General features: G+C 69.8%; 22 protein-coding genes and 1 tRNA gene. 15 read left to right on the top strand and 8 right to left on the bottom strand.

Features of this window, described 5'->3' with window-relative positions:
• The first annotated feature begins 970 nt into the window (after positions 1-970).
• The 5 genes from DP939_RS11930 to DP939_RS11910 all read left to right on the top strand — a co-directional run bounded on the left by DP939_RS11930 (position 971) and on the right by DP939_RS11910 (position 3637).
• On the top strand, positions 971-1303 hold the full coding sequence (locus DP939_RS11930) for a hypothetical protein (protein WP_113980671.1): 333 nt from the start codon (positions 971-973) through the stop codon (positions 1301-1303).
• Positions 1303-1629 (top strand): hypothetical protein, encoded by a 327-nt coding sequence (locus tag DP939_RS11925; protein WP_113980670.1) that lies wholly within the window; start codon positions 1303-1305, stop codon positions 1627-1629. Before DP939_RS11930 ends, DP939_RS11925 begins: the two co-directional genes overlap by 1 nt.
• Positions 1629-2147, top strand: coding sequence for an HNH endonuclease (locus DP939_RS11920; protein ID WP_113980669.1), 519 nt, complete (start codon positions 1629-1631; stop codon positions 2145-2147). Before DP939_RS11925 ends, DP939_RS11920 begins: the two co-directional genes overlap by 1 nt.
• Positions 2140-2328 (top strand): hypothetical protein, encoded by a 189-nt coding sequence (locus tag DP939_RS11915; RefSeq protein WP_113980668.1) that lies wholly within the window; start codon positions 2140-2142, stop codon positions 2326-2328. The genes DP939_RS11920 and DP939_RS11915 overlap by 8 nt, the downstream gene beginning before the upstream one ends.
• A 91-nt stretch (positions 2329-2419) precedes the next feature.
• Complete coding sequence (locus DP939_RS11910; protein ID WP_199565088.1) at positions 2420-3637, top strand: AAA family ATPase; 1218 nt, start codon at positions 2420-2422, stop codon at positions 3635-3637.
• Between the two features lie 158 nt (positions 3638-3795).
• Here DP939_RS11910 and DP939_RS11905 read toward each other — a convergent pair whose 3' ends face one another.
• Entirely contained in the window at positions 3796-4092 is a 297-nt protein-coding gene (locus tag DP939_RS11905) for a hypothetical protein (protein ID WP_113980667.1), read from the bottom strand.
• 42 nt (positions 4093-4134) lie between these two features.
• On the opposite strand from DP939_RS11905, the gene DP939_RS11900 reads away from it, so the two are divergent.
• The 4 genes from DP939_RS11900 to DP939_RS11885 are packed head-to-tail and all read left to right on the top strand — an operon-like array spanning position 4135 to position 6594.
• Positions 4135-4578 carry a hypothetical protein gene (locus DP939_RS11900; RefSeq protein ID WP_113980666.1) on the top strand — a complete coding sequence of 148 codons (444 nt, stop codon included), beginning with the start codon at positions 4135-4137 and terminating at the stop codon, positions 4576-4578.
• Complete coding sequence (locus DP939_RS11895; RefSeq protein ID WP_225878179.1) at positions 4575-4862, top strand: helix-turn-helix domain-containing protein; 288 nt, start codon at positions 4575-4577, stop codon at positions 4860-4862. Before DP939_RS11900 ends, DP939_RS11895 begins: the two co-directional genes overlap by 4 nt.
• Positions 4859-5308 (top strand): hypothetical protein, encoded by a 450-nt coding sequence (locus DP939_RS11890; RefSeq protein WP_113980664.1) that lies wholly within the window; start codon positions 4859-4861, stop codon positions 5306-5308. Before DP939_RS11895 ends, DP939_RS11890 begins: the two co-directional genes overlap by 4 nt.
• Complete coding sequence (locus DP939_RS11885) at positions 5305-6594, top strand: site-specific integrase (protein WP_113980663.1); 1290 nt, start codon at positions 5305-5307, stop codon at positions 6592-6594. The genes DP939_RS11890 and DP939_RS11885 overlap by 4 nt, the downstream gene beginning before the upstream one ends.
• A gap of 69 nt (positions 6595-6663) precedes the next feature.
• Here DP939_RS11885 and DP939_RS11880 read toward each other — a convergent pair.
• A tRNA-Pro gene (locus tag DP939_RS11880) sits at positions 6664-6738 on the bottom strand.
• A gap of 217 nt (positions 6739-6955) precedes the next feature.
• Here DP939_RS11880 and DP939_RS11875 point away from each other — a divergent pair.
• Positions 6956-7396 carry a helix-turn-helix domain-containing protein gene (locus DP939_RS11875; protein ID WP_113980662.1) on the top strand — a complete coding sequence of 147 codons (441 nt, stop codon included), beginning with the start codon at positions 6956-6958 and terminating at the stop codon, positions 7394-7396.
• A 15-nt stretch (positions 7397-7411) separates the two neighbouring features.
• Here DP939_RS11875 and DP939_RS11870 read toward each other — a convergent pair whose 3' ends face one another.
• Positions 7412-7750 carry a DUF6458 family protein gene (locus DP939_RS11870; RefSeq protein ID WP_113980661.1) on the bottom strand — a complete coding sequence of 113 codons (339 nt, stop codon included), beginning with the start codon at positions 7748-7750 and terminating at the stop codon, positions 7412-7414.
• Between the two features lie 151 nt (positions 7751-7901).
• Here DP939_RS11870 and DP939_RS11865 point away from each other — a divergent pair, with 151 nt between their 5' ends.
• Genes DP939_RS11865 through DP939_RS11855 form a run of 3 tightly spaced genes read left to right on the top strand, consistent with a single transcriptional unit; the run spans position 7902 to position 9559 of the window.
• Complete coding sequence (locus DP939_RS11865; RefSeq protein WP_225878178.1) at positions 7902-8618, top strand: hypothetical protein; 717 nt, start codon at positions 7902-7904, stop codon at positions 8616-8618.
• 6 nt (positions 8619-8624) lie between these two features.
• Positions 8625-9308, top strand: coding sequence for a hypothetical protein (locus DP939_RS11860; RefSeq protein ID WP_147267958.1), 684 nt, complete (start codon positions 8625-8627; stop codon positions 9306-9308).
• Positions 9309-9361: 53 nt separating this feature from the next.
• Positions 9362-9559 carry a hypothetical protein gene (locus DP939_RS11855; protein ID WP_113980757.1) on the top strand — a complete coding sequence of 66 codons (198 nt, stop codon included), beginning with the start codon at positions 9362-9364 and terminating at the stop codon, positions 9557-9559.
• Between the two features lie 118 nt (positions 9560-9677).
• On the opposite strand, the gene DP939_RS11850 is transcribed toward DP939_RS11855, so the two are convergent.
• The 4 genes from DP939_RS11850 to DP939_RS11835 form a co-directional block, all read right to left on the bottom strand.
• Positions 9678-11048 (bottom strand): NAD(P)/FAD-dependent oxidoreductase, encoded by a 1371-nt coding sequence (locus tag DP939_RS11850; protein ID WP_113980659.1) that lies wholly within the window; start codon positions 11046-11048, stop codon positions 9678-9680.
• The gene (locus tag DP939_RS11845; protein ID WP_113980658.1) at positions 11032-11277 is read right to left on the bottom strand and encodes a WhiB family transcriptional regulator; all 246 of its coding nucleotides are present in this window, start codon (positions 11275-11277) and stop codon (positions 11032-11034) included. Before DP939_RS11845 ends, DP939_RS11850 begins: the two co-directional genes overlap by 17 nt.
• A 41-nt stretch (positions 11278-11318) precedes the next feature.
• Positions 11319-11741 (bottom strand): ATP-binding protein, encoded by a 423-nt coding sequence (locus tag DP939_RS11840; RefSeq protein WP_225878177.1) that lies wholly within the window; start codon positions 11739-11741, stop codon positions 11319-11321.
• Between the two features lie 164 nt (positions 11742-11905).
• Complete coding sequence (locus DP939_RS11835; RefSeq protein ID WP_113980656.1) at positions 11906-12691, bottom strand: SigB/SigF/SigG family RNA polymerase sigma factor; 786 nt, start codon at positions 12689-12691, stop codon at positions 11906-11908.
• Between the two features lie 275 nt (positions 12692-12966).
• Here DP939_RS11835 and DP939_RS11830 point away from each other — a divergent pair, with 275 nt between their 5' ends.
• The gene (locus DP939_RS11830) at positions 12967-13350 is read left to right on the top strand and encodes an STAS domain-containing protein (RefSeq protein ID WP_113980655.1); all 384 of its coding nucleotides are present in this window, start codon (positions 12967-12969) and stop codon (positions 13348-13350) included.
• Positions 13351-13360: 10 nt separating this feature from the next.
• On the opposite strand, the gene DP939_RS11825 is transcribed toward DP939_RS11830, so the two are convergent.
• Positions 13361-14083 carry an ANTAR domain-containing response regulator gene (locus DP939_RS11825; protein WP_113980654.1) on the bottom strand — a complete coding sequence of 241 codons (723 nt, stop codon included), beginning with the start codon at positions 14081-14083 and terminating at the stop codon, positions 13361-13363.
• 108 nt (positions 14084-14191) lie between these two features.
• On the opposite strand from DP939_RS11825, the gene DP939_RS11820 reads away from it, so the two are divergent.
• Complete coding sequence (locus DP939_RS11820) at positions 14192-16069, top strand: SpoIIE family protein phosphatase (protein ID WP_113980653.1); 1878 nt, start codon at positions 14192-14194, stop codon at positions 16067-16069.
• The last annotated feature ends 173 nt before the right edge of the window (positions 16070-16242 follow it).

The raw sequence follows: 16242 nt of genomic DNA, 5'->3' as shown, positions 1-16242 counted from the left end.
CACTCGATAAGGCAAGACCAACGGCCAGCGCGAACGTTCCGATACAGGTCGGCTAGCTCTCGTTCGAGATACATAGCGGCCCCCTGTCCCCCCGGCGCGTGAATACCGGCCATATACAGCCAGTGGCCACGCCCGTCAGGGCGAGGGAGGCGCCCCAAATAGGCATAGTCACCAGGCTTTCCAGAATCCTCCGGAGAACGGTACTCTCGGCCCGTTGCCTTATCGACCAGGAGCCAACCCTGCTCATCTTTCTCGAAACCGTATCGTTCATCGGCGGCGAGAACCTGCGCGATTAGTGGTGAACGGCGGGGGCCGCAAACTACCACTAGCCCGTCCCGATTCAGGTCGATAATTCCGGGTGGCGTAATGTATTCAACAGAGCCAGCCTCAAGCCCCACCTTTCGAGCCGTTCGAGTGATGATTTCGATTGCAGCAGTGTGTTCCTGATGCACTACCGGGCGACCCGATTCGGACTCCTGTTTGGTGTCCACAGCAATAGTGATCGGCGCACCCTCGGAAAAGAGTGCACGCTCAACCGCCCGGCGTGTCGTCCCAAGCTGGGAGAGTCGGGCACGACTGACCCCCGCCCGGTCTGCGATTTCCGTGAGCGTCATTCCCTGGCTGCGCAGGTACTCGACCGCATCACGGCGGATGCGCCCGAGATCGGAGATGGCCTCTTGGTACTCGGCAAGCGCTTCCGTCGCTAGCCGGACCCGCTCCAACGGGTCTGCGGTCTCCTTGATCTTTCTCAGTTCGTGCACCGCGTCACCCTTCTGTCGGCGGTCTCCGACAGTCTAGTAAGGGGGGTTACGGGAATCTAGTCGAACCCCTTGACGGTCTCTGAGAGCCGGGGTTACCGTCCTTGCGTAAGGGGGCTAACGCAAGCGAGGTTGGGCCCCGGACACAAGGAAGGCCCCGGCGGGTGGCACCCCGCCAGGGCCGGACATCGATCAGTTAAGGAGACCTCTCGATGTACCTCTACGCTATCCCGGTCGAGGAGCAGGTCCCAATGAGCTTCGAGCGGCACGCGGCCCTGATGGGCCTGACTGTGGACGAGGCGGCCATGCTCCTGACCGGTCTGTCGGTGAGCTTCATCTCCAAGTGGCAGACCCGCACCGTCCCGACCGCCGCCGAGGTCCAGGCCGAGCTGAAGACCATCTTGACCGAGAACCCCGCCAGCGAGATCTACGAGACCATGGCCATGCTGTCCGCCGATAACGGCGGCCCGGACCCGAGCGGCGAAGCGCACCTGGAGTGGTACCGCGCCATCGTTCGCACGCTGGCCGGTCCGGTGGTGGCCTGATGCTCTCGCCCGCTGAGATGACCTACACCGAGCTGGCCGTGGCGCTGTACGCCTCCGACATGCCGACCGGCGCGCGAGCCACCTCCATAGAGCAGATGGCCGCCTGGATCGCTCAGGGGACCGCCCGTCTGGGCGGACGGGCTTCGGTGAAGTGGTACGCCTTCCAGGACGAAAAGCAGAACACCACCCCCGGCGACCACAGCGCCGACCGGGCCGGTTTGTGGTCCGACTCCCGCCGCGAGGGCACCGCGCGTGTCCGGGCGTGGATGTTGGCCAGAACCCTCGCCAGCGCCATGGCCACCGCCACGCCCGAACGGGTGGCCTGATGACCACCCGCCCCAACTCCGACAAGCGGCAGCGCTACCGCCGCCAACTGGCCGCCCGGGATGGCGCGCGGTGCTTCTACTGCCGCCACCGCTTCGCCGACCCGGCGACCGAAGCCACCTTGGATCACCTGGTGCCGACCGCGTTGGGCGGGACGTGGGCGCGGGCAAACCTGGTGCTGGCCTGCGAGCCATGCAACCAGGCCAAAGCCGACCGCCCGCCGACCGCGTTCGTGCGGACCTGCGGGTTCCGGCCGGGGCTTCGGCCCCGCCGTGCCGACGCGTTCCGCCGGCATCTGGCCGCCCTCGCCGGTGACCGGTCCGCCGCCGCCCGCGCGCTGCTGGCGCGCTGCGTTCGCCCTGTACGTAAGCCCAGTAAGCCCGATAGTGGGGACAGTAGGGCAGGACTCCCCGCCCGCGCGCCGGACCACCGCCGCGGCCCGTTCCGGCCGTTCCGCCCGCTGGTGCCGGTACTGCCCGCCCTGCTGGTGCTGGCCTGGACGGTGGTGACCCATGGCTGAGCCCACCGGCCCCGCCGAGTCCGGGTTCGACGCTTGGGGCGTGGTCGTGCTGGTCATGCACGAGCTGAGCCGCCGGGGCGTCAAGGCCCGCTTTGAGGGCCACGAGATGGGCGACGCCCGGCAGGCCGCGCACGACCTGCTGACCGCGTTCGGCATCGCCCCCGCCGCCCTACCGGACTGACCGGACCGGCCACACCCCGCTTGCTCGCCCTCGCCCGGACCGCCCGCCCCCGGCCGGTGGTCCGGCGGTCCAACCGTGCAAGGAGCCACCCTTGTCTCACCTCAACGGCGCGCTCAACGGGCACCCGCCCCAGGACGCGCCCCCGCTCAAGAACCTCACCCCACCCGAGACGACCGGGGCGACCCATCAGCCGCCCGCCACCGGCAACACCTTCGACGCCTTCGACGGCACGCCCCGCCGCCTGAAACTCACCCCGGCATCGGCGGTCCGGCTCCGCCCGGTCCGCTGGCTGTGGGCCGACCGCATCCCCGCCGGAGCACTCACCTTGATCCCGGGGCGGGAGGGCATCGGCAAGTCACTGATCCTGGCGTGGCTGACCGCCCGCCTCACTCGCGGTGAGTTGCCCGGTCTCCACCAGGGCACGCCCCGGCCGGTCATCTACGCCGCCACCGAGGACTCCTGGGAGCACACCATCGGCCCGCGCCTGCACGCGGCCGGGGCCGACCTGGAGAAGGTCTTCCGCGTCGATGTCGAACGGCCCGGCGGCTTCGATCAGCTCACCTTGCCCCGTGACTGCGATGAGCTGGCCGAGGTCATCACCGAGATCGGGGTGTCCCTGCTGGCCGCCGATCCCCTGCTGTCGCTGATCTCCTCCCAGATCGACAGCTTCAAAGACCAGCAACTACGCACAGCGCTGGAACCACTGGTGCGCCTGGCCGACACGACCGGATGCTCGGTGGTCGGGCTGGCCCACTTCAACAAGTCGGCCAACACCGACGCGCTGAACCTCATCACCGGCTCGCGGGCGTTTTCCGCCGTGGCGCGGGCCGTACTCGCCATCGCCCGCGACCCGCAGGCCGATGACGGCTCGTGCGTCTTGAGTCAGGCCAAGAACAACCTGGGCCGCCTGGACCTGCCGTCCCTGCGGTACGTGGTGAGCACGGCGGAAGTGGCCACCGAGGAAGGACCGGCCTACGTCGGCAAGCTCGACTTCACCGGCGAATCCGACCGCAGTGTGGACGACATCCTTGCCGAAGGGAGCGGCGACCCGTCCGAGCGTGCCGAACGCGATGAGGCGGCCTTGTGGCTGACCGGCTACCTCACCGGCCAGCCCAACCAGGAGGCCACCGCCTTAGAGGTGTTTCAGGAAGGCAGCGCCGCCGGGTTCTCCCGCGACCAGCTCAAGCGCGCAAAAGCCAAGGCCCGCGTCGCCTCCCGTAAGTCCGACTTCGGGGGCGGCTGGGTCTGGGCACTGCACGCCACCGGCAGCGCCAAGGGAGCCAAGAGCGCGAAGGGAGCGGCTCTGTGAGGAGTACGCCCTTCACGCCCTTCGCCGCGCAAGCCCGCCGCGCGACCTTCCCGCGCGGTGCAAAGGGAGCGAAGGGTGTGCCTTCCGAAAACCCGCTCCCTTCGCTCCCTTGGCTCCCTTCGGCGCTCTGCCTGCCGTCCGGGGAAGCCGAAGCCGTCTCACTCCTGGCCGCTGTCGGCCTTCAACGCTTCCTGCCACCGGCCCAGCTCACCCTCACCCGGGGTGTAGTCCTCCGTCGCGATGTAGGCCACTTCGATGTTGGCCCACGGCACGAACAGGTCGTGGCTGACGAACCCGCCGACCAGCCAGTCCGCCAGGGTGACCCGCACCCCGTGCTCGTCTGCCGCCTGCACCTTGCCCACATAGCTCCGCAGCGGCGCGGCACCTTCACGCACACGCAACGCCACCACGAAGCCCGGCTCGAAACACCGGCGCTGTCCCTCGCCCGTCGTCATGAACCGCCTCCTGGTTCTCCGATCTCCGCAAAGGACCCTCTCATGACCGCCCCTTCGCACATCACCGCCCTGAACGACCAGTTGTGGGCCGCGACGAAGGAGGCGAACACGATCATCGATCGATTCGCCGCCACCGCATGCCGCACCCCGGCGCGCAAGGTGAACGTGCCCTGGCTGGACGGGCAGGCCCGCGCCGTCGCCCGCGCGCTGCACACCGGCACCGCGCTGTGCTGCCCGCACCTGGACGCGCCTACCGTGCTCCACGTCGCCGCGTGGGCACCCGACCGCGTGACCTGCTCCGGCTGCATCGCCGAACTACGGCCCGACCCGGCCGAGGACATGCGCTGCGACCGATGCCGCAAACCCGCCCGCGCCCTGCACACCGGCCTGTACTCGGCCGGACCCATCGTCCTTCAGTACGGGCTGTGCCCACGCTGCGCCCGCCGTACCGGCCTGACCGCCCATCACCCCACCACTCCGGCATGAACACCCCACAGCGGCCCACCGGTCGTGCCACACCACCCGAAACCGGCCCGGAGACCACCATGACCCCCGCACCGGCAATCGATCAGATCCCCGCCGAACACCGCCTGTACCGCATCGCGGACGCCGCGCGGGCGATCGGGCAGAGCCGCGCCAAGCTCTACCAGCTCATCAACGCCGGGCGTCTGTACGTCGTCCACGAGGGCCGCACGGCGCTCGTACCCGGAACCGCCATTGCCGACTACATTGCCGACCTCAAGCGCGAAGCGGGAGTGAGCGCCCGATGATGCTCGCCGTGCCCGGCCGTAGCCCGTTCGACTGGCTCACCGTCCCGGACATCCTCGCCGACCTGGGCATTCCGCTTGCCGACTGGCAGGAGTGGGAAACCGCCGGCAACGTTCCCGCCGGGGTCGTCTGGCCAGACGGCCAAGTCCGGATCAGCGTCTTGAGCTACGGCCGCTGGCTCGACTCGTTGGCCGTGAGCGACGACACTACCCCGCCCAGCCCCAACGAGGTCCGCGGCACCATCCTTGACGCCCTGGAGATCGCAGCCGCCCGAGGGCTCAGCCACGCCGAACTGTGCCGCATGTTCGCTCACCACGGCGTGACCGTTCCCCCCGACGTCATCACGGCCACCCTGGATGACCTCATCCGCAACGGCGTGTGCCATTCCCACACCATCGATCACTCCGGACCCCCGGTCATCCGATACCGCTTCGGAAGGCGGCCATGACCAAACCACGCACGCGAGCCAACGGCGAAGGCTCCATTTTCCCCTATCGCAACGGCTACGCGGCCTACGTCTGGGTCACCACACCAAGCGGAGAGCGCAAGAAGAAGTGGGCCTACGGCAAGAGCCGCGAGGAGGTTCACGACAAGTACGTGAAGCTCCTCAATGAGGCAAAGAAAGGGCCGGTGGCCACGACGATACCGACCGTGGAGAAATACATAAAGTACTGGCTGAGTGAGGTGATCGAACCGAATCGAGAACCGCAGACCTACGCCCAGTACGAGACACTCGGCCGCTTGTACGTGATTCCGGCACTAGGCAATAGACGGCTGGACCGGCTGACCGTCCGCGATGTCCAGCAGTGGGTCAACAAACTGCCCACCGTGTGCCAGTGCTGCGAACAGGGCAAGGATGCGGCTCGCCCGGAACGGCACAGCGACCCCCGTAAACGGCAACGATGCTGCGCTGTCGGGAAGTGCTGTAAGTCGTATCCGAGTAGAAGAACGATTCAGGCGGCACGTAACACCCTTCGGGCGGCTCTCAGCCAGGCTCAGGCCGAAGAAATCCTTTCCCGCAATGTTGCCAAGATGGTGAAGCTCCCCACGATGCGAAAGCGCCCACGGGCGCGGTCGTCGTGGAGCGTAGACGAGGCGCGGCAGTTCCTGGAGTCGGCACGGGAACACGAGGACCCGTTATATGCCGCGTGGGTCCTGATTCTCATTCTGGGCCTGCGGAAGGGTGAAGTCCTGGGCCTGCGGTGGGAAGATGTGGACCTGGACGGCGGCGAGCTGTCGGTCAGCATGCAGCTTCAACGAGTACGGGGCCAGCTCATTCACAAGGAGCGCACCAAGACCGAAGACTCGACCGATGTTCTACCTCTCCCGGCCATCTGCGTGACCGCGCTTCGCATCCGGCAGAAGCGGCAGGAAGCCGAATGCGCGGCCCGTGAGCAGCCATGGACCGGCGAGGGTCTGGTCTTCACAACCCGGACCGGCCGGGCGATCGAGCCCAGAAACGTCAACCGCAGCTTCGCTCACCGAACCACGCGTGCTGGCGTCCGGATCATCCGCGTGCACGACACCCGGCATACGTGCGGGTCGCTACTTGCAGCCCTTGATGTACATCCTCGGACCGCGATGCAGATCCTCCGACACAGCCAGATCAGCATCACCATGGACATCTACACTCAAGTGCCTGCCGAGGTCACCAGAGAGGCGTTAAAGCGGCTCGGAGACCGGCTCAGCGGCCCTACTGATCACCAACCGGAAGGCTCGCCTACCGCCCCGTAGCTGTACTTCGCTGCTGTACGAACACACAAAGGCCGCTTCCGATGACTCGGTAGCGGCCTTTGACCTCGGTCGGGACGGCCGGATTCGAACCGGCGACCTCTTGACCCCCAGTCAAGTGCCCTAACCAAACTAGGCCACGTCCCGCCGCGCGGTGCGGAGGTGTTCCCCCTGGCGCGCGTTAGAAACCTTACCACGGGCGGCGGACCACCCGATCTGGCTCGCGTCCGGGCGGGCGCGGGCCACCGGCGGGCCCGCCGCCCTCCGCCTCGCGCCCCCTCCCTGAACAGGGAGCTTGAGATCGGCGAGGTTCGCTATATTGGGAGCGGTTTTGCGAGGTCGCGGGCAAGAACGAGAGGCGAGCGTGGCGGGGCGCAGGGCGCAGATCGACCGGCAGGAGTTGTCCCGGCTCGTCGCCGAGGGCTGGACGGTGCGCCGGATCGCCGAGCACTTCGGGGTGTCGGAGTCGGGCGTGCTCCAGGCCAAGCGGGCCGCGGGGCTGGCCAGGCCGACCCTCGACCACCGGGCCGCGATCCCCTGGACGGTCAAACGCGAGCACGTCCAGTCCGGCCCGGCCACCAACCTGCGCAACCTCTCGGCCGTCGCGCAGGGCGGCAGCGTACCGCCGGAGAAGGTGAACACCGCGCTGCGCTGGGCGCAGCGCCTCATCGACGCGGGCTCCGACGTCACCTACGACCCCGTGGCCGGTTTCACCGAGGTGCCCGCCGCCCCGGACGACTCGCACATCGCGGGCGTCCTGGCCCGCGCGAGGCAGGCCCTCTCCGGCGGCGCGCAGGACGCCTGAACCCCCGGGCGGGGGTCAGGCGGGCCCGTCACGGTACAAGTGGGGGTGCGGGCGGGTCTGGTCCTCGCCGCGGTGCTCCTCCACCGGCGCCTGCCTGTGGTCGTGGACATGGACATGGTGCGGGTCGTTCTCCGGCGCAGGGTCCGTGGTGTACACGATGTCCGGTTCCACCACCTCTACGGTTTCTTCACCAGGCTTGCGGGTGTACATCCGGGTGATGACTCCGGCGACGACACCCACCCCCATGAGGATCCAGCCGATCATCTGAAGATCGATACCAGGAACGTCCCACCGGACGGCAAAGGCGAGCACCGCCCCTATCGCAATGAAGGTCAGCGCGGCTCCAAAGCCCATCGCGAACTCCCTCCTATTTCGACGCGCGAACCCTCTACCCCTCGATCGATTGATTACGCCTCCGTGACCTCCCCGTGACCCGACCCGGTTTCGACCCCTTTCCCCAGGGCAGTGCGCCCGACGAAGGCAGAAATCGACCCGGAGGCAGGACATGTCCACCGAGACCTTGATCTGGGTGGCCGTCGTCGTCGCCGTGGTGGTGGCGATCATCGCAGTCGGCTACGTCGTACTGCAGCATCAGCGCCGGCACCGTCTGCGCGAACGCTTCGGCCCCGAGTACGAACGGACCATCACCGAGCGCGAGAGCAGGCGTGACGCCGAACGGGAACTGCGCGCCCGCGAGGAACGCGTCGCCGAACTGGACATCCGTCCGCTATCTCCGGAGGCCCGTCAGGGATACGCCGCGAAGTGGACAGAGGTGCAGGAACGCTTCGTCGACTCCCCCGGCTTCGCGGTGACGGCGGCCGACCAGCTCGTCACCTCCGTGATGCGGGATCGGGGATACCCGACCGAGCGGTTCGAGCAGCGGCTTTCCGACCTTTCGGTCACGCACGGCCGCACGCTCGACCACTACCGCAAGGCGCACGAGATCAGCGGCCGCGCGGCCAAGCAGCGGGCGTCCACCGAGGAACTTCGTCAGGCGATGGTGCACTACCGGGCGCTGTTCGACGAACTCCTCTCGGAGGGCGGCCCCCAGACGACGAACACAGAGGACACCGCGGATCGGCCCCGCGTACCGGCGCAGCAGCGAAGGCCCCAGCAGGGGCCGGCGGGCGCGGCGAGCGGCCGCTCCGGCGGCCGGGGGGACGCCGAGCCGGACGACTTCGTCGCCGAGCGCACGGCCAACCGCGAATCACGAGGACGGTGAACGAACGTGGAAAGGCGACACGACAGGAACGCCCCGCTCGTGGGCGAGGAGAAGGAAGACCCGCTGGTGCCCAGGCAGCGTGACGACCTCCCGCCGGAGGCCGCCGAGCGGGACAGGCGGGAGGGCCCGGGGCCGGTGTACCGGCCCGAGGAGGACGCCACGGGGCTGCCCGAGGACACCCCGGGCGAGGTACGCCAGGGCGTGGAGCCGGAGACCCAGGTCCCGCCGGACCGGTTCGAGGCCCCCGGCCGCACCGAGACCGTGGGCGAGGAAGCGGGGGTGCCGGTGCCCGGCGAGGAGCCGCGGCCCGGGGCGCACGCGATGGGCCCGGCGGCGACGTCCGCGCAGGACGGTGAGATCCCCGAGCCCGCCGAGCCGGGGGAACACGGCCAGCCGGACGCCGGTCTGACCGCCGCCGACCTGTTCGGCCAGGACGCCACCGAGATCCAGCGCCGCTGGCGCGACGTCCAGGCGACCTTCGTGGACGACCCGCGGCTGGCCGTGGAACGGGCCGACGGGCTGTTCGGCGAGGTGGTCGCGGCGATGCGGGAGGCGCTCGACTCGCGCGCCGACCGGCTGCACGAGCAGTGGACCAACGCCGGCGAGGCCGACACCGAACGGCTCCGGCTGGCGCTGCGCGACTACCGCGCCACGCTGGAACACCTGCTCCACCTGACCGACCAGAAATAGCCGAAGAGAGCCATAGAACAGCCAGAAACAGCCAGAAATAGGAGGTGGCCCCCGTGTTAGCAGTCGTCGCCGCCATCGTCTTCGGACTCGGCCTGCTGCTCGACCTCGTCGGCGTCAGCCTCGGAGCGGGCATCAACGCGACCACGTTCATGCTGCTCGGCCTGCTCCTGCTGGCCCTGCACCAGGCGGGCGTGGGCACGGCGGGCGTCCGGAGCTGGGGCGGGAACTGGCGGAGCCGCACCAGGCGCTGACCCACCGGCGGTAACCGCGAAAAGGGCCGCCCTTCCGGAAAGGAAGGGCGGCCCTTCGGCGCGCCCGGCAGATGTCAGGCCGGATTCAGTACCGGATTCAGTAGGTGTTCGGCAGGTGTCAGGCCGGGGGAAGGTCGCCGTCGAGGCGTCCGGCGTGGACGGTGGAGCGGGCCGCGAACTCGAACTCGGCGCGCGGCCGGGACATCGCCCCGAAGGACACGATCTCCCTGCGGAAGAACAGCGCGAGCGTCCAGTCGCTCAGCACGCGGACCTTCTTGTTGACCGTCGGGACCCGCGACAGGTGGTACGTCCGGTGGACGAACCAGGCCAGCGGGCCGCGCAGCTTGTGCCCGTAGATCTGGGCCACGCCCTTGTGCAGCCCCAGGCTCGCCACCGACCCGGCGTACGCGTGCCGGTAGTCGGCCAGCGGCGTGCCGCGCAGGGTGGCGATGATGTTGGCGGCCAGCCGCCGCGCCTGCCGCACGGCGTGCTGGGCGTTCGGCGCGCAGTACTCCCCCGGCCTGGTGAGGTCCGGTACGGCCGCGCAGTCGCCCGCGCTGAAGACGTCGTCCCTGCCCTCGACGTTGAGCCGGGGGGTGACCTTGAGCCGGTCCTTGTCGTCCACCGGCAGGTCGGTGGCGCGCATCAGCGGGTGCGGCCGTACGCCCGCCGTCCACACCAGCGTGTCGGACGGGAACCGCCCGCCGTCGCTGAGCACGATGTCGCCGTGCTCGGCGGTGTCCACGCGGGTGTTCAGGCGGACGTCGATGCCGCGGGCGCGAAGCTGCTCCAGCGTCCAGCGGCCCATCTCCTCGCCGACCTCCGGCAGGATGCGGCCGGTGGCCTCCACCAGCACCCAGCGCATGTCCTCGCGGCTGATGCCGGGGTAGTAGCGGCGGCAGGCGTACCCGGCCATGTCCTCCAGTTCGGCCAGCGCCTCCACACCGGCGAAGCCCGCGCCGACGAAGACGAACGTCAGCGCCCGGCGGCGGACGTCCGCCCGACGGGTGGAGGCGGCCAGGTCGAGCTGGCCCAGGACGTGGTTGCGCAGGTGGATGGCCTCTTCGACGGTCTTGAACCCGATGCCGCAGTCGGCCAGGCCCGGGATGGGCAGGATGCGGGAGACCGAGCCGGGCGAGACGACGAGGATGTCGTAACCGATCTCGTAGGACTCCCCCTCGTGCGGCCGGAACTCCACCGACCGCCTGGCGCTGTCCACGCGGACGACCCAGCCGTTGAGGATCCTGCACCGGGAGAGCACCCGGCGCAGCGGGACCACGACGTGGCGCGGTTCGAGGCTGCCGGCCGCCGCCTCGGGCAGGAACGGCTGGTAGGTCATGTAGGAGTCGGAGTCGAGAACGGTGATCTCGGCCTCCCCGGGGCGCAGCCGGCGCTGCAGGCGCATCGCGGTGTTCAGCCCGACGTATCCGCCTCCGATGATCAGGATGCGGGGTGGGGAACCGCCGGGCGTCCTAGGTCCTCGCGCCATGCAGCACCTCCTCCCGCATCGCGCGGCGTTCGCGTTCGGTGGTGCCCGCCCAGATCCCGCCCGACTGGCCGGATTCCACCGCGAATCGCAGGCACGGCCCGTGTACCGGGCAGCCCGCACAGACTCGGCGGGCGGCCTTGAGCTGTTCCGGCGAGGGGACGGCGCCGATCGGGAAGAAGAGTTCCGGATCGGCGTCCCTGCAGGCTGCGTGCTCTATCCAGCTACCCATGTGCTTCGTCACGCTGACGCAGCTAACCGTGGGTGTCCCGGCTAAACCTTGAAGCTCATCGTCACGGTGGTGCCGGAAGCGCCGGTCGCGAAGTCGATGGCGGAGCTGAGCCTGCGGGCGACCCACAGGCCCATCCCGCTGGTGGCGTAGGGGCCGGGCGGTGTCACGCCGGGGGTCGTGCCGTCGAGCGGCCAGCGGCCCTCGTCGTGGACTTCGACCATGACGTGGTCGCCGGCGCACCAGACGCGCATGGTGGCCCGGCCGTCCCCGTGGGTGACGGCGTTGGTGGCGACCTCGTTGACGGCGAGGAGGAGTTCGCCCACCCGGTCATCGGGCATGCCCTGCCGATGGGCGTAGGCGGCGGCGAAATCGCGGGCGCCGGGCAGGCCGGGCAGGCCGAAGGCGATCTGCTCGGCCGCACCGCCGTTCAGCGGCCTTTCATGAGGACGTGAATCCTCGTTCACCCGGGATCGCCTCCCACCTGCGAGGCGGGCGCCGCCTGCGCCCCCTGCCTGCGTCATCCTGCTTGTGACAGCCGTTTGCCCTCACCTCCGCCCTCAGGTTCGTTGGGTGCCCTGTTTGCGGCAGATTACTCGGTCGCAAGGACGGAAGTACGGCAAGGGGCGGGTCAGGGCCGGTCGGGCCCGGAGAGAAGTTCGCCGCGGAGCCGGTCGAGCACCTTCCGCAGGATGCGCGAGACGTGCATCTGCGAGATGTCGAACTCGGCGGCGATCTCCGCCTGGGTCATGTTGCCGAAGAACCGCAGCAGCAGGATCTTCTTCTCCCTGGGGGGCAGTTCGTCGATCAGCGGTTTGACCGCCTCGCGGTCCACCAGGCTGCTCAGTTCGTCGCCCTCTTCCGGGATCACGTCGCCGAGCGCGGCGGCGTCGTCGTCGGTGCCCAGCGGGGCGTCCAGGGACAGGGTGCTGTAGGCGGCGGAGGCGTCCAGGGTGAGCAGGACGTCCTCTTCTGAGATGTTCATCCGGGTGGCCAGTTCCGGGACCGTCGGCGAGCGGCCCAGCTCCTGGCTGAGGTCGGCGACGAGGCGGTTCAGCTCGGAGCGGCGTTCCTGGTACAGGCGCGGTACGCGGATGGCCCAGGTGCGATCTCTGAAGTGACGTTTGACCTCGCCGGTCATGGTGACCACGGCATAGCCGCGGAAGGCGTGGCCGAGGGCGGGGTCGAAGCCGTTGACGGCCTTCATCAGGCCGACGTAGGCGGCCTGGAGCAGATCCTCCAGCGGCTCGCCGCGGTAGCGGTAGCGGCGGGCGATCTCCATGGCCAGCGGCCTGTGCATCTCCACGATCCGCTCGCGAAGCCGTTCCCGAAGCGCCGGATCGATCCGGGGGGCGGCGGCCTCGGTCAGCAGTTCCTCAGCGGTCAGCTCGGTGATGTCGCGCGCGTGAACGGTCATCGCTCGCTCCTCGATATGGACAGCGGGCGCGCGGCCGGCAAGGAGCTCTGGGAAGAGAAGGGCCCAAGGTCGGGCCTTTCGGACCGGCCCATCCGGACACGCTCGCCTCGCGCGAAGTCGAAGACGAGGCCCGCTGCTGGACCTCGGGTGATGCATTCCCGCTTCGTCAAGCGTACGCCACACTTCGGGGTGACAGTAAGGTTGCTCTTGGCCCGCGCGAGCGGCGCTGGCGCCATGCGCCATGGACCGGATGGCGAGGAGACGCACGGGTGGGCATGTCGGGCAACTTGCCGGGCGATGTGGAAGGCGCTCCGGCCCTCTCACTCACCGCCCGCACGGTGGGCGACATCGCGGTGGTGGAGATCCACGGCATCCTGGACGCCACGACGCGCGAGCAGTTCGCCGCTTTCCTGGCCGACACCGCGGCGCGGCACCGCGAGGGCATGATCCTCGATCTGGGCGGCGTGTCGTTCATGGACTCCCGGGCCCTGGGCCTGATCGTCCACTACTGGCAGGCGAGCACGGGGGCCGGGACGCGCTTCGCGCTCGTCGGGGTCCAGTACTCCCGGTCGAAGGTGATGTGGGTCACCGGCCTGGCCGGTCGCCTGCCGCTGTACGACTCGCTGGACGACGCGCTCGCCGGGCTGCGGGAAAGCTGAGCGCGCGCGGTCAGCTCGCCGGGCGTTCGTTGCGCTGGTGCTCGCTCACCAGCAGCCTGGCCAGCTCCACCACCTTGATCTGGTGGTGCTGGGAGACCCGGCGCAGCTCGTCGAAGGCGGCCTCGGCCGAGCACCCGCTGGCCTGCATGATGATGCCCTTGGCCTGGTCGATCACGGCCCGCCCGGCCAGCGCCTCGTGCATCTGCGCGGCGTCGGTGCGGACCTCGTCGAAGTCCCAGACGTTGCGCAGGGCGACCGTCACCTGGTCGGCGAGCATGCCGGCGAGCGGGGCCACCGCGTTGGCGGGGAAGACGCCGGGGCGCACGGAGTACAGGGCGACGACGAGCATCGACGACTCCACGGTGATCGGGATCACCAGCACCGAGCGGACCCCGCAGCGGGTGGCCATCCCGGCCCACCGGGCCCACCTGCGGTCGCTGAGCACGTCGGGCACCAGCACCGGCGCGCCGGTGGACCTGGCCTCCCTGGCGGGGCTCTCGTTCAGGGTGTCCTCGCTCTCGGCGAGCACGATCAGCTCGCTGTGCGAGGCCGACAGCAGGACGCGCTCGGACCGCCACAGCTCCGCCGACCCGCCCGAGCATCCGGAGATGCCGCGCACCAGGGTCTCCGTCAGCCCGCGCAGCACACTCTCACTGGACGTGTCGTCACTCACCCTGGCCAGCGCCGCCAGTTCGCCGGCGAGCGCCGGGCTGATCAATCCTGAGCCGTTCAACGAGCGCGACCTCCTTCCCGGTGTGCCTACATTAATCCCAGCATCGAAGCGCTCGGCCAAGTGTCGTAGCGTCTATGAAGAAGGATCCTTCAGCGGCAAGGATGTGCTTTGACGGAACTGGGTGCCCTTACCTCGCTTGAGCACGCGGTGGCGGATCTCGCCGCGCGCGTCACATCCCTGCGCGAAGCCAGGTCCACCTACCCCAAGGACCTGGGCACCACACTCGACGCGGCCCTCGCCGAGCTGGACACCGCGGCCGAGTTGCTCGGTACGGCGCTCGGCGAGCTGCGCAGGAAGCAGCGGCGCGGCGGCGAGCGGGACGGCGGTACGCTGCGCGAGCAGAAGCTCATGCGGCAGATCTTCCGTTCGCTGCCGATCCCCACGGTGGTCATGGACAGCGCGGGCGTGGTCCGCAGGATAAACGGGGAGACGGCGCGGCTGCTGGGCAGCCCGGCGGGCTACCTGATCGGCCGGCCGTTCCCGCTGCTGGTGGACGTGGCGCGGCGGGCGGCGTTCCGCTCGCACCTGAGCGCCGTGCAGCAGAGCGGGCAGCCGGCCTCGTTCCAGACCAGGCTGGCCCACCAGGGCCGGGCGCACACCGTTCAGCTCGCGCTGACCCGCCTGTCCCTGCCGGGCGAGCCACAGGACATGGTGGTGGCGGTCGCGCTGCCGACGGAGGTACAGCTTCCCGAACGGCCCGCCGGGCGGGTCGAGATGTCCGACGCGGCCCTGCTGATGGCCTCGGCCCGGCGCAAGGAGCTGCTGGCGCGGATGACCCGCCTGCTGCTGGACGTGGAGAACCTCCGCGAGCCGGTCGCGCTGTCGCGGGCGGCGCGGCTGCTGGCCGCCGAGTCGGCCGACTGGGTGCTGATCGACGTGGTGCGCGACGGCGTGCCGGTACGCGTCACCGTGCTGGGCCCGGCCGAGCAGCCCGTGGGCGACCGGCTGCGGGTGGCCGAGCGGCTGGACCCGGCGGCGGCGCCGGTCGTGGCGCAGGTGCTGGCCCAGGGGTCCGGAGTGGTCCAGGAGATGGTGGAGGACGAGAAGTCGCTGGGCCTCACCCCGGACGGCACGCCGCTGCTGCGCACGCTCGGCGCGGGATCGCTGATGTGCGTGCCGATACAGACCGGCCAGGCGGCCGAGGGCGCGGTGACGCTGCTGCGCCTGGGCGAGCACGAGCCGTTCACCCTGGCCGACCTGGGGCTGATGGAGGAGATCGGCACGCATCTGGGGCTGGCGCTGCGCGCCCAGCGGGCCTTCCAGTCCAGGAGCGATGCCGCCGAGGCGCTGCGCAGCAGCGTGGTGCCGAGGAGCCTGCCGGACATCCCCGGGTTCGAGGCGGCGGCGATCTACCATTCGGGGTCCGGGCCGGTGACCGTGGGCGCGGAGTTCTACGACGTCTTCCCGGTCAAGGACGGCTGGGGGATCGCGCTGGGCGGGGCCTGCGGCAAGGGCGAGACGGCGGCGGCGGTGAGCGCCCTGGTCAGGAACGGCCTGCGGGTGCTCGGCGCGTTCGAGTCCGATCCGGCCGAGGCGATCCGCAAGGTGAACCAGGCGCTGCTGATGCAGGGCAGCGGCATGTTCGTGATGGCGCTGACCGGCTACGTGCCCGCGGGCGATCCGGGGCGGAGGATCCGCATCGCCTCCGCCGGGCACCATCCCGCGGCGCTGCTGCGGCCCGATGGCAGCGTCCGCTTCCTGGCGGGCGGCGGCGTGCCGCTGGGCATCGACGACGCCGCCGATCTGGCCGCCGAGGACCTGGAGCTGACGCCCGGTGAGACGCTGGTCTTCTACTCCGACGGGCTGGTGGCGTCCCGGGACGAGCACGGCGAGCCGTACGGCGAGACCCGGCTCGGCGACGTGCTCGGCCGATGCGTCGCGCAGTCCCCGGCGACGCTGGTCAAGACCGTCGAGGAGGATCGCAGCGCGTTCTCCGGCGGCCGGTTCTATGACGAAATCGTGATCTTGGCGCTGCGGGTCGCCTGACCGGCCCGCCATGCGTTCGCGACCGGCTCGTGATGAGGTCGCGATGGAGTCGCGATGAGGCCGCTCGTCCTTGGAAGGCGCCAGCGGACGGGGGGTGGACTAAGATGACGATCTTCTACGGAACCGAGACGATCCACGGCGCGGGGCGGCCTGCCCGGGCGCCAGAGGAGAGC

The organism is Spongiactinospora rosea, from assembly GCF_003315795.1.
Classification (GTDB): domain Bacteria; phylum Actinomycetota; class Actinomycetes; order Streptosporangiales; family Streptosporangiaceae; genus Spongiactinospora; species Spongiactinospora rosea.
The sequence above is the reverse complement of the archived record's forward strand: the minus strand, read 5'-3'. Positions and strand labels throughout refer to the sequence as shown.

What these genes read in the sequence shown, in the direction of transcription:
- DP939_RS11895 (WP_225878179.1), top strand. Translation starts at nt 4,575, where the DNA reads ATGAACACCCCACAGCGGCCCACCGGTCGTGCCACACCACCCGAAACC.
- DP939_RS11865 (WP_225878178.1), top strand. Translation starts at nt 7,902, where the DNA reads ATGTCCACCGAGACCTTGATCTGGGTGGCCGTCGTCGTCGCCGTGGTG.
- DP939_RS11850 (WP_113980659.1), bottom strand. Translation starts at nt 11,048, where the DNA reads ATGGCGCGAGGACCTAGGACGCCCGGCGGTTCCCCACCCCGCATCCTG.
- DP939_RS11835 (WP_113980656.1), bottom strand. Translation starts at nt 12,691, where the DNA reads ATGACCGTTCACGCGCGCGACATCACCGAGCTGACCGCTGAGGAACTG.
- DP939_RS11920 (WP_113980669.1), top strand. Translation starts at nt 1,629, where the DNA reads ATGACCACCCGCCCCAACTCCGACAAGCGGCAGCGCTACCGCCGCCAA.
- DP939_RS11925 (WP_113980670.1), top strand. Translation starts at nt 1,303, where the DNA reads ATGCTCTCGCCCGCTGAGATGACCTACACCGAGCTGGCCGTGGCGCTG.
- DP939_RS11885 (WP_113980663.1), top strand. Translation starts at nt 5,305, where the DNA reads ATGACCAAACCACGCACGCGAGCCAACGGCGAAGGCTCCATTTTCCCC.
- DP939_RS11830 (WP_113980655.1), top strand. Translation starts at nt 12,967, where the DNA reads ATGTCGGGCAACTTGCCGGGCGATGTGGAAGGCGCTCCGGCCCTCTCA.
- DP939_RS11870 (WP_113980661.1), bottom strand. Translation starts at nt 7,750, where the DNA reads ATGGGCTTTGGAGCCGCGCTGACCTTCATTGCGATAGGGGCGGTGCTC.
- DP939_RS11915 (WP_113980668.1), top strand. Translation starts at nt 2,140, where the DNA reads ATGGCTGAGCCCACCGGCCCCGCCGAGTCCGGGTTCGACGCTTGGGGC.
- DP939_RS11890 (WP_113980664.1), top strand. Translation starts at nt 4,859, where the DNA reads ATGATGCTCGCCGTGCCCGGCCGTAGCCCGTTCGACTGGCTCACCGTC.
- DP939_RS11900 (WP_113980666.1), top strand. Translation starts at nt 4,135, where the DNA reads ATGACCGCCCCTTCGCACATCACCGCCCTGAACGACCAGTTGTGGGCC.
- DP939_RS11845 (WP_113980658.1), bottom strand. Translation starts at nt 11,277, where the DNA reads ATGGGTAGCTGGATAGAGCACGCAGCCTGCAGGGACGCCGATCCGGAA.
- DP939_RS11930 (WP_113980671.1), top strand. Translation starts at nt 971, where the DNA reads ATGTACCTCTACGCTATCCCGGTCGAGGAGCAGGTCCCAATGAGCTTC.
- DP939_RS11905 (WP_113980667.1), bottom strand. Translation starts at nt 4,092, where the DNA reads ATGACGACGGGCGAGGGACAGCGCCGGTGTTTCGAGCCGGGCTTCGTG.